Genomic DNA, 13,350 nt, shown 5'->3' on the forward strand with positions numbered 1-13,350 from the left:
TTTTGTATCAATACCGAGACGAAAAAAAGCCACTCAATTGAGTGGCCTATAGACTGCCTGGCTTACCTTAGCGATAGCGCTCCAGCCAATGGGCGTAAGGCGCCGGCAAGGTCCAGGAGGATTTCTCCACGCCCAGCTCCTTGGCAGCGAAGTACGCCCAATGCGGGTCCGCAAGGTGCGCACGACCGACCGAGACCAGGTCCAGGTGCCCAGACTGCAACGCGCCTTCTGCCAGTTGCGGCGTGCCAAAGCCCCAGGCCGAGGTCACCGGGATGCCGGCTTCGCGGCGCACGCGCTCGGCGATCGGGCCCATGAAGGCCGGGCCCCACGGGATATTGGTGTCGGGGATGGTAAAACCGACGCTGACGCTCAGCAGGTCCAGGCCGCCAGCCTTGAAGTTGCGGGCCAGTTCGATGGATTCGGTGAGGGTCTGCTCGTCACGGCCGTCGTATTCGATCACGCCAAAACGCGCGGTCAGCGGCAGGTTCTCTGGCCAGACTTCGCGCACGGCGGCCAGGGTTTCCAGGAGGAAACGGCTGCGGTTGTCGAAGCTGCCACCGTAGGCGTCGGTGCGCTGGTTGGAATGCTCGGAGAAGAAGCTCTGGCCCAGGTAGCCATGGGCGAAGTGCAGTTCGATCCACTCGAAACCGGCGTCGCGGGCACGGCGGGCGGCGTCGACGAAGTCCTGCTTGACCCGAGCGATGTCGTCCAGGGTCATGGCGCGTGGCACTTGCGGCAGGTTGGCACCGAAGGCGATGGCCGACGGCGCGATGGTTTCCCAGCTGCGCGCATCGGAGGCAGGCATATGGTCGTCCCCTTCCCACGGGCGGTTGGCGCTGGCTTTGCGACCGGCGTGACCGATCTGGATGCCTGGCACCGAGCCGGCGGCCTTGATGGCCTTGACCATGGGCACGAACGCTGCGGCGTGGGCGTCGCTCCAGATACCGGCGCAACCTGGGGTGATGCGCCCCTCAGGCGCTACAGCGGTGGCTTCGACCACCAGCAAACCGGCGCCGCCACGCGCCATACCGGCCAGGTGCACGAGGTGCCAGTCGTTGACGATGCCGTCCTCGGCCATGTATTGGCACATAGGCGGGATGGCGATGCGATTGCGCAGGGTGACGTCTTTGAGTTTGAACGGTTCGAACAAAGCGGACATTGAGAACTCCGGGAGCGAGTGAATGATTCGATAGTTCGATGGTAATCGAACTATGGTATTCGATGATACCCCCCTGTTATGATTCGTTTCATGCGAGCCTTTAAACACCCTCCCCTTGAAGACCTGACCCTCGAGCGTCTGCTGTACGCCCTGAGTGACCCGGTGCGCCTGGAAATCGTGCGCTGCCTGGCCGGTGTGCCCGAAGCCACCTGCGGCGAACTGGACGGCGGGCGCCCCAAGTCCAGTATGTCTCACCACTTCCGGGTCCTGCGCGATGCCGGCCTGGTACACACCCGCAGCGTGGGCACCACCCATATGAATTCATTGCGCGGCGATGTGCTTGAGGAACGGTTTCCGGGGTTGTTGCAGAGCATCCTGGCGCAACAATAAAACCCGGATCAGTCCAGCAGCGCGATCAGCCGCGACTCGATCGTCATCTCCCGCACCTCCAGCACCGCCAACGTCACCGGCAACGTGAAGCGCCGCCGCCCTGCACTGCCGGGGTTCACATACAGCGTTGCGCCCCGCCATTCGATCAGGGGCTTGTGCGAATGGCCGGTGATCACCAGCCGCGTAGGCGTATCGAGTAATGCAGGTACGTCGGCGATGTCATGCACCACCAGCGTCCGCCATCCACCCACATCCAGCATCAGATAGTCGGGCACCTGCCGTGCCCACGGCGCGTCCTGGTCGTTGTTGCCGCGCACCACGTGCAGGAGCGCGATCTGCGCCAATTGCTGAAGAATCTCAGGGCTGCCGATATCACCGGCATGGATGATCTGTTCACATCCCTGCAAAGCCGCCACGGCTTCAGGCCGCAGCAGGCCATGGGTATCGGAAATCACGCCAACTTTCATAGGGCCTCCGGGGTGGACATCGAACCGTGGGACACCGGCGCGCCATCCAGATACACGCGGTCCTTGCCGTTGCCCTTGGCGGTGTAGAGGTTGCGGTCGGCACGCTTGAGAACCGCTGACATATCGGCCCCGACCGTGAAATGTGTCATGCCCGCACTGCAGGTGTAGTCATGGGGCGACGCGACACTGCTGCGGATCGCTTGCAGCAGGCGCAGCGCGTAATCGGTGGCGAGACCAAGGTCATCGCCCACCAGCAGCACCCCGAATTCTTCGCCGCCAATCCTGCCGAAACTGTGGCTGCCCGGGGTGGATTTAAGGCACGCGGCCATGGCGCAGAGAATCCTGTCGCCGACGTCATGGCCGAACTGGTCATTCTTCAATTTGAAACTGTCGATATCCAGCATCATGAAGTAGCCGGTATCACCGGCCGCAATCAGTTTGGCGAAGCTCTCCATAAAGGCCCGCCGATTCAGGATGGAGGTCAAGTAATCGGTCTCGGCCAACTCCCGAAACTCACTCTCCACCAGTAACACGGAACGCAGGTTCTTTAGGTAGTAGACATTCAAGATAAAGCCGATCGCCACCGACGAGGCGCAAAAGATAAACACGTAGATATCGACGCCTTCGTAAAGGCTCATCTGAATGCTGGGCCACGTCAGTAACCAGACCAAGGCGGCGCAGACCAGAAAGTCCTGAACCACGATAAACAGGATTGCGCTGCTCATCACCAAGGTCACGGCCAGCGGCAAGGCGAATACCTGCAGCTCGGGACGGGTGTGAACCACATAGGCAAAACCCGCGGACAGCAGCACCATGTAGGCCACGCCCAGTGCCCGCCACAGCACATACTGAGTCACCGCCCGGTGAACCCTATACACCACGCACAGCCCCATCGTGACCAGCACGACCGGCCAGCCGAACCGCCCCCCGCGATCAACCAGCAACACCGCCAGCCAGGCGAAAATCCCGATCAGTTCGGCCTGGGCAATGGCGGGCGACAACAGCCTTTGCATTCGTGGCCTGAGTTTCACATTAGCCGGCATCCCGTCACTCCCTGTGTATGAGTGGCCGCTTTGTTATCGGCATGACTTAGTTGAAGACTGTGCAGACAGGTCGCAAACGAATACGCCATGAAGCGTCTTACCAACACCATAAAAGGTGGCAGGACTTCAAGCAGTGTCTTGGAGTGAATCTTGAAATAGCCCCGGTCGGCCCCCTCTTGCACCAAGCGAATAACGTGTGTCTTGGACACCGAGAGTTGCTCTGCGATGGAAAGGTAGGACGAAGTCCTGAAGCTTGCCCCCTGGTTATCCAGCGCACACGCATCGTTATAGATCGCCAACATCAACATATGCCCGGCATCGCGCTTTACCAGCCAATAACAATCAGGCATCAACAGGTCAATGGTCACGTTATGGGACAGAAGGACCAAAAACCCTTTGAAATAACGTGCCAGGTAAGCCCGATCATCCAACCCGTTCATTGAGCTGCAAACCGCGGTTTGCGGGCACATCACGCCCAGCGGCTCGACCACGGACGTGAGCATCAGCCGGATCTCCTCGCAGGCTTGGGATGACGGGCTGAATACCCGCAAACGGCTGTCATCCGCATGCCTCGACACCGTCATGAACCCCAACGCCCTGAACAGCAGGAAGATCGACTCCAGGCTGTTCCTGGAACAGAACCCACGCGCCATACAAAACTCTTTCACCTCGGACAGTAATGGCACCGGCTTGGAGAAATACGTGCTCAATAACGTAAAGGACACCATCAAGCGACTGAACTTCAGTGCGGTCTTATAGAAAAACGGTCTTTTTGAATAGGACTCCAACAAAATCGAATAATGGGTACGAATACACGCTTCAAAATCCACATGGCGCTCAAACGCCCGCGCCGACTGTTCCATCGCCAACTTCAACGAACCACTGCACATGAGAAAGAGCCCTGATCAACCAACTTGGATTCACTGATCTCAATTGCAGCACCGATAATGGCGTTTCGCCTTGAGCGCAATCTATCGTGATTAGTTCAGGGGACATCGTCGCTACCAAAATTGTTCCAGAAAACTCAGGCGGCTTAACCGTTTCAGTCAGCGCTGCGAACCTTCCCTGCAAGCCGACGTCCGAGCTAAGGCACTGTTGCTTACCGCTCGCCGCGAGGTTGTCGTTTGAAAGCCGCCATCATCAAAAAGTACCGCCTGATCATCAAGACCATGGGCTATGTGGGCTGGTCGCTGTTCTGGCTGTTGCTGTGGGACGTCGCCGTCACCGTAGACTTCATGCTGTTCCTCACCGCCAAGATCAACTTGCCGCTGATGCCCCTTACCCTGCTGGGCTCGGCACTGATCGTGCTCATCAGTTTTCGCAACAGCAGCGCCTATAACCGCTGGTGGGAGGCACGCACGCTGTGGGGGGCGATGGTCAACAATTCTCGCAGCTTTGCCCGGCAGGTATTAACCCTGCTGGACGATCCCGACGGCGAAGTGAACCCGGTCAAGGCCACCCTGCTGCGCCGCCATGTGGCGTATGTGAATTGCCTGGCCGCCCACCTCAAGGGCGAACCGTGCCCTGATGAAGTACGCGCCTTTATCCCCTCCGAGGAATTCGCCCGCAACGGCGCCACCAATAACTTTGCCAATGACATCCTCACCGGCTCGGCGGCGTTGCTGGCCAAGGAATACAAGACCGGGCACCTGGACAGCATTCGCCTGGCGCGGATGGAGTCGACCCTGGTGGATTTGTCCAACGCCCAGGGCGGCATGGAGCGGATCGCCAACACGCCACTGCCCTACCCTTACGTGTATTTCCCACGCCTGTTTATCTCGCTGTTCTGCCTGATCGTGCCCGTGGGCCTGGTGGAATCCCTGGGCTGGTTCACCCCGCTGGCGTCCACCGTTGTGGGCTTTATGCTGCTGGCCATCGAGCGTATCGGCACCGACCTGCAAAGTCCGTTCCGCTCCAGCGAACACCAGATCCAGATGGAAGCCATCTGCGAAACCATCGAGAAAAACCTGCAGTCGATGCAGCGTGATGCGCTGGGTGGCGAGCGCATCGGATAAACATGCCCTTCGGCCTAAAGTGCGTGCTCCCGCAGTCGATACAAAGGGAGTACGCATGGGCTACATCCCCTCAAAACAACACATGCGACGCTCGACGCCACTGTTTTCTCCTTGCCAAAAATATAAATACCCGCGGGTGAAGTCATGAATATCAAGCAAAAGTTGACCTGGGCGTTTGCCGCTATCGCGTGCCTGCCAGTCATCCTGGTGGCCGTTATGGTTGTGCTGAACTTGCGCGAGGGGGCCCTGGCCAATTTCCTCGACAGCAGCGGTCGCGAGATCCGTCAGATCGACAACGGCATGAAGCAGTTTTTCGATGGCATCAGCCAGAACGTCGACTTCGTGGCCAAGGACCCGCGCGTTGTCGCGGCCAAGGACCTCAAGAGCTACGCCGGCGCCGACGCCGCGCAAATCCCCCTGACCCAGACCAACAAAGACCTGCTGGCGATTTTCGATCAGTTCGCCAAAAGCCACCCGAGCACCGCCTACTTGTCTTTGGGCCTCGCCGACGGCGGTTATGCCAGCTGGCCTGACGACACCAAACTGAACAACTACGACCCGCGCGTACGCCCCTGGTACAAGGCCGCCATCGCCGCGCCGGGCGCCACCGTGCGCACGGGCGCTTATTACTGGGCACCGGACGACGTGGTGCTGATCGGCACCGTGCACACCGTCGCCGACGCTACCGGCAACATCCTCGGCGTGGTCGGCCTGGACGTGTCGCTCAAGCAGCTCACCGAGCTGGTGCGCAACATCAAGCTGGGCGACAGCGGCTACCTGATGCTGGTGGAAGCCAACGGCAACGTGCTGGTGGACCCCAGCGACGCCCAGCACAACTTCAAGCCGATGGCCGACCTGGGCCCCAACTACGCCGAACTGGCCAAGCGCGGCGACGGCGTGACCCAGATCGACATCGACGGCGTGGCCTACATGGCCAACGTGGTCAGCTCCAAGGATCTGGGCTGGCGCTTTATCGGCCTGATCAAGCGCGATGAAGTCATGGCCGACGCCACCCGCCTCACCTGGTTGATCGCCGCGATTGCCGCCGCCCTGGCCGTGGTGTTCGCGATTGTCGGCGCCAGCTTTGCCAGCATGATCGTGCGCCCGATTCGCGGGGTGGCCGACGGCCTGCAGGAGATTGCTGAAGGCGAAGGCGACCTGACGCGCCAACTCAAGGTGCAAGGCAAGGACGAAACCGCCAGCCTGGCCGGCTGGTTCAACCAGTTCCTGAGCATGATCGCGCAACTGGTGCAGCGCATCGGCAACGCCTCTTCCGACCTGCAAACCGCCGCCGCCGACACCAGCGAAGTCGCCAACAACATGAACCAGGCCGCCGGTCGCCAGCGTGAAGCCGTGGAGCTGGTGAGCACCGCGTTCAACGAAATGGTGGCCACCGCCAACGAAGTCGCTCGCTCCTGCAGCGCCGCCGCCGCGAGTGCCGACGAAGGCTACCGCGACGTGCACAATGGCCAGCAGCATATCGGCGAAGCCACCGGCAGCGTGCTCAAGCTCAGCGAAGACCTGCAAAAGTCGACCCAGACCATGCAGTTGCTGGAGCAGGACAGCCAAAACATCAACACCATCCTCGACACCATCCGCTCGATCGCCGAACAGACCAACCTGCTGGCGCTCAACGCGGCGATTGAAGCCGCGCGCGCTGGTGACCAGGGCCGAGGCTTTGCAGTGGTGGCCGACGAAGTCCGCGCCCTGGCACGCCGCACCGCCGACTCCACCGGTGAAATCGACAGCCTGCTGGGCAACCTCGCGCGCCGCACCCAGGAAGTCACCCAGCAGATGCAGGGCAGCCTGCTGGTGTCCCACACCAGCGTGGAACGCATCCAGCAGGCCCGCGACAGCTTCGACAAGATCCAAGGCTCGGTGGACTCGATCCGCGACCAGAACACCCAGATCGCCACGGCCGCTGAAGAACAGCACCAGGTGGCCGAGGAGATCAACCGCCACATCGCGCAGATCCATGCCGATGCGCAACTGGTCGAAGGCTTTGCCCACTCGGCGCAGACCGGATCAGGTCGGTTGACGGATATTTCCGGTCAGCTCAAGGGGTTGGTGGGCCGCTTCAAGTTCTGACCGTTGTTACACCGGGGTCGCTTGCGGGGGCGTGTATTGGCTACTATAGCCACGCACTCCCCGCATCTTACCTAACCATCCCGGAGCCTTAATGCCCAACCCCAAGGACACGGCCGCCGACAGCAGCACCCCGATGATTCCCGAGCAGCGTCGCGAACAAATCCTGCGGCAATTGCGCAAGCATCAAGTGATGAGCGTGCACCAGTTGATGGAGATGTTCGACTGCTCGCACATGACCGTGCGCCGCGATATTGCACTGCTGGAGCAGGAAGGCCGGGCGTACTCCGTCACCGGGGGGGTCCGGATCGCCAGCCAGTTGCACAGCGAACCCAGCCATCAATCCAAAGCCGTGGTGGAGTTGCCGCAAAAACAGGCGATGGCGCGACTGGCGGCGCGATTGCTGCACGCGGACATGACGGTGTACCTGGATGCCGGCACCAGCACCCTGGAGATTGTCCCTTATATCAAGGCGCTGTCGGGCATGACGGTGGTCACCAACGACTTCGGGATCGTGCAGGCCCTTATGGATGCGACGCAGGTCACGGTGATCCACACCGGCGGCCAACTGGACCATGACAACCATTCTTCCGTCGGCGGGCTGGCCGTGGCGACCCTGCGCCAGGTGGTGACGGACATCGCCTTTGTGTCAACCAGCTCCTGGGATTTGCACCGAGGTATCACCACCCCCTCGGCGCTGAAAGTCGAGGTCAAGCAAGTGGCGATGCAATCGGCGTCCCAGGTCGTGCTGGTGGCGAGCAGTTCCAAATACGGCACCTTCAGCATGTACCGCATCGCCGGGCTCGAACCGTTCGACGTGATCATCAGCGACGACGCCCTGGCCCCGGCGGCGGCAGATGGCATCCGCAAGCGCGGGATTGAATTGATGCTGCCGGGTGATCCGTTGCCGGCGTGATGCCCTTCCTGTGTGGGAGAGGTCGAGCTTTAGCTAGGCTTCGATGGCGGTGGCACTGGTGACAGGTGTCTTGGCTGACACACCGCAATCGGGGGCAAGCCCCCTCCCACATTTGAGCTCGATTGGCAGGTGGGAAGTTGCTCGGCTATAGATCTCGTGGGCACTGCTGATCCCTGTGGGAGATGTCGAGCTTTAGCGAGGCTTCGATGGCGGTGGCAGGGTTGGTAGAGGTGTTGGCTGACATACCGCTATCGGGGGCGAGCCCCCTCCCACATTTGAGCTCGGTTGGCAGGTGGGAAGTTGCTCGGCTATAGATCTCGTGAGCACCGCTGATCCCTGTGGGAGATGTCGAGCTTTAGCGAGGCTTCGATGGCGGTGGCATGGTTGGTAGAGGTGTTGGCTGACATACCGCTATCGGGGGCAAGCCCCCTCCCACATTTGAGCTCGATTGGCAGGTGGAAAGTTGCTCGGCTATAGATCTCGTGGGCACCGCTGATCCCTGTGGGAGATGTCGAGCTTTAGCGAGGCTTCGATGGCGGTGGCATGGTTGGTAGAGGTGTTGGCTGACATACCGCTATCGGGGGCAAGCCCCCTCCCACATTTGAGCTCGGTTGGCAGGTGGGAAGTTGCTCGGCTATAGATCTCGTGGGCACCGCTGATCCCTGTGGGTGATGTCGAGCTTTAGCGAGGCTTCGATGGCGGCGGCACTGGTGACAGGTGTCTTGGCTGACACACCGCAATCGGGGGCGAGCCCCCTCCCACATTTGAGCTCGGTTGGCAGGTGGGAAGTTGCTCGGCTATAGATCTCGTGGGCACCGCTGATCCCTGTGGGTGATGTCGAGCTTTAGCGAGGCTTCGATGGCGGTGGCATGGTTGGTAGAGGTGTTGGCTGACACACCGCTATCGGGGGCAAGACGAATCGTCGCACCGCCCCTCCCACATTTGAACCGAACCGACACAGAGGCTCGTCGACTACCGAGCCGCTTTCCAGTCCCGCAACCATTGCAGGCCCGCCGAGGTGTCGCCCTTTGGCCGGTATTCGCAGCCGACCCAGCCGTCGTAGCCCAACTGGTCCATCAGTTCGAACAGGAAGCCGTAGTTCAGCTCGCCCAGGTCAGGCTCGTGACGGTCCGGTACCCCGGCAATCTGGATATGGCCAATGCCATCGATGTCGCGGCGCAGCTTGGTGGCCAAGTCACCTTCGACGATCTGGCAGTGGTAGCAGTCAAACTGCACCTTGAGATTTTGCGCGCCGACCTCCCGGCAGATGGCGTGGGCCTGGTCCTGGCGGTTGAGGAAAAACCCCGGCATGTCGCGGGTGTTGATCGGCTCCAGCAACACGGTGACGCCAACCTCAGCCGCCGCGGCGCTGGCGTAGGCGAGGTTTTCCAGGTACACGGCCTGATGGCGCTGGCGCAGGTTTTCCGAGGGCAGAAAGCCAGCCATAACGTGCACGCGGTCGTTGCCGAGCACGGCGGCGTATTCCAACGCGCGCTCGAAGCCACTGCGAAACTCGGCCTCACGCCCCGGCAGGCTCGCGATGCCCCGTTCCCCCGCCGCCCAGTCACCGGGCGGTGCGTTGAACAACGCCTGCACCAGGCCGTTGTCACTCAGGCGTTGCTTGAGTGCCTCGGCGCTGTAGTCGTAGGGGAACAGGTATTCCACCGCGTCAAAACCATCGGCCTTCGCAGCCGCGAAGCGCTCAAGAAAATCATGTTGCGGGTACAGCATGCTCAGGTTGGCAGCAAAACGAGGCATAAAAGCTCCCAAGAGTCAGACAAAAGGCCAGATCAGCAGGGTAATCAAGAAACCCAAGGTGCCGAGCAAGGTGGTGATCACCGTCCACGTGCGCAAACCGTCGGCCACGTTGAGCCCGGCAAGCTTGGTGAAGATCCAGTAGCCGGCATCGTTGATATGCGACATCGCCAGCCCGCCACCGCCCATGGCCAGGCACAGCAGCGCCAGGTGGTTGGGGGTGAGGTTGAGGGTCACGATCAGCGGGCTGATGATCCCCGCCGTGGTGACCAGGGCCACTGTGGTCGAACCCTGCACCGCGCGCAGCAACATGGTCAGCAAAAAGCCCAGGGCCAGCACCGGCAGGCCGGTGGTGCGCAGCATGTCGGAGACTACCGCGCCGATGCCGGTGTCCACCAGCACCTTGCCGAACACGCCACCGGCGCCGGCGATCAGGATAACCATCGCCACGCCCGGCAACGCCGAGCCGATCACGTCGGAGACCTGGCTGCGGCTCCAGCCACGGCGCGAGCCGAGCAGCCAGGCACACAGCAAGGTGTCGATCAGCAGCGCCACCAGCGGCGCGCCGAGCACGGTCATCACCCCGCGCAGGGTCGAGTCGACCGGCAGCAGCGAAGTGGCCAGGGTGCCCAGCAAAATCAGCACAATCGGCAGCAGGATCAGGCTGACAATCAGGCCGAAACCGGGTGCAGGCGCCGCCGGCAGCTTGGCGGCGATGGCGCTGGTGGACTCTTCCAGGCCCATATGGGACTCGGCCACAGCGCTCTGTTGCACCGCCTGGTGATTGCCGTTGGTCCAGGCCCGCAGGTCTTCATTGGTCACGTGGGGGCCATAGACTTCGGCACGGATATCGTCGGTCATCTGATAGAAGCGTCGGGTCATGCGCCCCGCCACGCGGTAACCGATGTAGCACAACAATGCGGTGATCGGCAGACCGAACATCAGCACCCGGCCCAAGTCGGCGCCCAGTTGGCTGGCGGCGGCAACGGCACCCGGATGGGGCGGCAGGAACGCATGCACGGTGAGCAGCGCCGCACACATCGGCAAGGCGAACACCAGCAGCGGCTTGCGCGCCCGACGTGCCACGCCATACGCCAGCGGCATCAGGATGATCACCCCGACTTCAAAGAACACCGGCACGCCGATGATGAACCCGGCGATGGTCAGCGCCAGCGGCGTGCGGCTGTTGCCAAACCGCTCGATCAACGACTTGGCCAAGGCTTCGGCACCGCCTGACAGCTCGATGATCCGCCCGATCATCGCGCCCAGGGCAATGATGATCGCGATATGGCCAAGGGTCTTGCCCATGCCACCTTCGATGGTCGCCACCAAGTCAGCCGGTTTTACCCCGGCCACCAGCGCCACCACGATACTCACCAGCATCAACGCGACAAACGGCTGGAATTTGTACTTGAGGACCAGAAACAGCAGCAGCGCGATACCCGCGCCAGCGGTCAACATCAAAATCAGTGGGCTCATTCGAGAATGTCCTGTTGTTATTGTTTTTTGGCGCAAGCCGCTCCCGCCACGATCCGCAGGCGGGTCTCGCGGGGGGCTTGCAGTGTCGGTCTACGGCTTACCAGTGCGCGCCGAACGTCTCGCGCAGTTCATCCAAGGCGGCCTGGCTCAGCGGCTCGGGCCGGGGGTTGCTCATCAGCCAGAGCCGGGCGGTTTCTTCCAACTCTTCCAAGGCGTAGCTGGCCTTGGCCACCGAGCTTTCCCAGACCACCGGCCCCAGGCGTTCGAGCATCACCCCACGCACGCTGTTGGCCAGCTGCGCGACTTGCTCGGCGACGTTGGGCGAGCCCGGACGCTGGTAGCCGATCAAAGGAATGTGCCCGACCTTCATCACCTGATAGGGCGTGAGCGGCGGCAGAATATCGTCCGCCCGCCATACCCCGGCCAGGGTCAACGCCACCAGGTGGGTGGAATGGGTGTGCACCACACCGCCCACCGAGGGGTTGCGGTCGTACACCTGACGGTGCAGGGCCAGGGTCTTCGAGGGTTTGTCCCCGGACACCCACTCGCCTTGCAGGTTGACCTTGGCAATCGCCCCAGGCGCCAGGCGACCCAGGCAGACGTCGGTGGGAGTAATCAACCAACCATCGTCGAGGCGCGCACTGATATTGCCGGCGCTGCCAACGGTGTAGCCACGTTGATACAGGCTGTGGCCGACGTCGCAGATCTCTTCGCGCAGGGCCTGTTCGTCGATGCCAGTCATTGGGCACCTCCGGCCAGGTGCGCAAGGGCCTTGGCAAAGAACTCACGGCCACCGAAGTTGCCGGATTTGAGCGCCAGCGCCAGCGGCTCGGTGGAACTGCTGACTGTGGCCGGCACGCCGGGGTCGATCTGCGCGCCGATCTGCAGCAGGTTGACGCCGAGCGCCTTGACTACCGCCCCGGAGGTTTCCCCGCCGGCGATCACGAAACGCCGCACGCCTTGCTCGCGCAAGCCCGCAGCGATCTCGCCCAAAGCGTTCTCCACCAGGGCACCCGCGCGTTCGACGCCGAGTTGCTCTTGCACGGCCTTGACCTCGGCGGGGGTGCTGGTGGCGTAGATCAATACGGTGTGTGCACTGTCGCAGGCAAACGCCAGCGCCTGCGCCACCACCGGTTCACCGGCGGCCAGGGCGATGGGATCAATGCGCAACGCCGGGCGGCCCGCCTCGCACCAGGCCGCAACCTGGCCGAGGGTCGCTACCGAGGCACTGCCGGCGAGCACCACCTCGCCACCGCTGATAGTCGGCAGCGTCGCCGCATCGAAGTCGCGCAGCTTACCGGCACGGCGGAAATTGCCTGGCAAACCCAAGGCCAGGCCCGAGCCACCCGTGAGCAAAGGCAAGTCGGCGCAGGCGCTGCCGAGGGTGTAGAGGTCTTGATCGGACAGCGCATCGGCGATGGCAATACCCACACCTTGCTCGCGCAGTTCGGCGATTTTTTTACAGGTCGCCTCGACGCCCGCGGCGATGCTGTCGTACCGCAGCAACCCGACCGGCAGTTGCGTCTGGCTCTGCAGCACGCGCACCAGGTTCGCGTCGCCCATGGGCGTCAGCGGGTGATGTTGCATGCCCGACTCATTGAGCAGCTGGTCCTGCACAAACAGGTGGCCACGGAAAATCGTCCGGCCGTTTTCGGGGAACGCCGGGCAGGCCAGGGTAAAATCACCGCCCAACGCCTTGAGCAAGGCCTCGCTGACCTGGCCGATATTGCCGGCGGCGGTGGAGTCAAAGGTCGAGCAATACTTGAAGAAAATCTGTTCGCAACCCTGCTCGCGCAGCCAGTCCAGCGCGGCCAGGGATTCCTCGACAGCCTCTGCGACCGGTGTGGTACGCGACTTGAGGGCGATGACGATGGCGTCCGCATCCAGCCCCTCCGCAACTTCGCGGCTGGGGATGCCAATGCTCTGCACCGTGCGCATACCGCCGCGTACCAGCATGTTGGCCAGGTCGGTGGCGCCGGTGAAATCGTCGGCGATGCAGCCCAGCAACGGGCGCGTGGTGTGGTTAGTCATAAAGTGTTCC

At 62.1% G+C, this 13,350-nt stretch carries 11 protein-coding genes and 2 pseudogenes; 5 read left to right on the top strand and 8 right to left on the bottom strand.

Going from position 1 to position 13,350, the window contains the following annotated elements; genetic code table 11:
• Positions 1–67: 67 nt before the first annotated feature.
• Complete coding sequence (locus tag HCF10_RS03655; RefSeq protein WP_145338761.1) at positions 68–1,159, bottom strand: NADH:flavin oxidoreductase/NADH oxidase; 1,092 nt, start codon at positions 1,157–1,159, stop codon at positions 68–70.
• A 78-nt stretch (positions 1,160–1,237) separates the two neighbouring features.
• Here HCF10_RS03655 and HCF10_RS03660 point away from each other — a divergent pair, with 78 nt between their 5' ends.
• Positions 1,238–1,549, top strand: coding sequence for an ArsR/SmtB family transcription factor (locus tag HCF10_RS03660; RefSeq protein ID WP_093546722.1), 312 nt, complete (start codon positions 1,238–1,240; stop codon positions 1,547–1,549).
• A gap of 8 nt (positions 1,550–1,557) precedes the next feature.
• On the opposite strand, the gene HCF10_RS03665 is transcribed toward HCF10_RS03660, so the two are convergent.
• From HCF10_RS03665 to HCF10_RS03675, 3 genes are read right to left on the bottom strand one after another with little or no spacing between them, the layout of a single operon-like run.
• Complete coding sequence (locus tag HCF10_RS03665; protein ID WP_131698752.1) at positions 1,558–2,016, bottom strand: metallophosphoesterase family protein; 459 nt, start codon at positions 2,014–2,016, stop codon at positions 1,558–1,560.
• Positions 2,013–3,059: a GGDEF domain-containing protein gene (locus HCF10_RS03670; protein ID WP_167654896.1), complete on the bottom strand. Its 1,047-nt coding sequence runs from the start codon at positions 3,057–3,059 to the stop codon at positions 2,013–2,015. The genes HCF10_RS03665 and HCF10_RS03670 overlap by 4 nt, the downstream gene beginning before the upstream one ends.
• The gene (locus HCF10_RS03675; RefSeq protein ID WP_167654897.1) at positions 3,044–3,922 is read right to left on the bottom strand and encodes a hypothetical protein; all 879 of its coding nucleotides are present in this window, start codon (positions 3,920–3,922) and stop codon (positions 3,044–3,046) included. Before HCF10_RS03675 ends, HCF10_RS03670 begins: the two co-directional genes overlap by 16 nt.
• 261 nt (positions 3,923–4,183) lie before the next feature.
• On the opposite strand from HCF10_RS03675, the gene HCF10_RS03680 reads away from it, so the two are divergent.
• From HCF10_RS03680 to HCF10_RS03690, 4 genes and pseudogenes are all read left to right on the top strand, one after another.
• On the top strand, positions 4,184–5,074 hold the full coding sequence (locus tag HCF10_RS03680; RefSeq protein WP_145338765.1) for a bestrophin family protein: 891 nt from the start codon (positions 4,184–4,186) through the stop codon (positions 5,072–5,074).
• A gap of 300 nt (positions 5,075–5,374) precedes the next feature.
• Positions 5,375–6,298: pseudogene (locus tag HCF10_RS31855) on the top strand (HAMP domain-containing protein); the annotation flags it as partial.
• Between the two features lie 348 nt (positions 6,299–6,646).
• Positions 6,647–7,162: pseudogene (locus HCF10_RS31860) on the top strand (methyl-accepting chemotaxis protein); the annotation flags it as partial.
• 91 nt (positions 7,163–7,253) lie between these two features.
• Positions 7,254–8,075 carry a DeoR/GlpR family DNA-binding transcription regulator gene (locus HCF10_RS03690; RefSeq protein ID WP_131698757.1) on the top strand — a complete coding sequence of 274 codons (822 nt, stop codon included), beginning with the start codon at positions 7,254–7,256 and terminating at the stop codon, positions 8,073–8,075.
• Positions 8,076–9,047: 972 nt separating this feature from the next.
• On the opposite strand, the gene otnI is transcribed toward HCF10_RS03690, so the two are convergent.
• The 4 genes from otnI to otnK form a co-directional block, all read right to left on the bottom strand.
• Entirely contained in the window at positions 9,048–9,833 is a 786-nt protein-coding gene (otnI, locus tag HCF10_RS03695) for a 2-oxo-tetronate isomerase (protein WP_167654898.1), read from the bottom strand.
• Positions 9,834–9,848: 15 nt separating this feature from the next.
• Positions 9,849–11,309, bottom strand: a complete 1,461-nt coding sequence (locus HCF10_RS03700; protein WP_167654899.1) for a GntT/GntP/DsdX family permease — start codon at positions 11,307–11,309, stop codon at positions 9,849–9,851.
• A 97-nt stretch (positions 11,310–11,406) separates the two neighbouring features.
• Positions 11,407–12,051: a 3-oxo-tetronate 4-phosphate decarboxylase gene (gene otnC, locus HCF10_RS03705; RefSeq protein ID WP_131698759.1), complete on the bottom strand. Its 645-nt coding sequence runs from the start codon at positions 12,049–12,051 to the stop codon at positions 11,407–11,409.
• Positions 12,048–13,340: a 3-oxo-tetronate kinase gene (otnK, locus tag HCF10_RS03710; RefSeq protein ID WP_167654900.1), complete on the bottom strand. Its 1,293-nt coding sequence runs from the start codon at positions 13,338–13,340 to the stop codon at positions 12,048–12,050. Before otnK ends, otnC begins: the two co-directional genes overlap by 4 nt.
• Positions 13,341–13,350: the final 10 nt, after the last annotated feature.

It is taken from the genome of Pseudomonas sp. B14(2022) (assembly GCF_012030485.1).
Lineage (GTDB): Bacteria > Pseudomonadota > Gammaproteobacteria > Pseudomonadales > Pseudomonadaceae > Aquipseudomonas.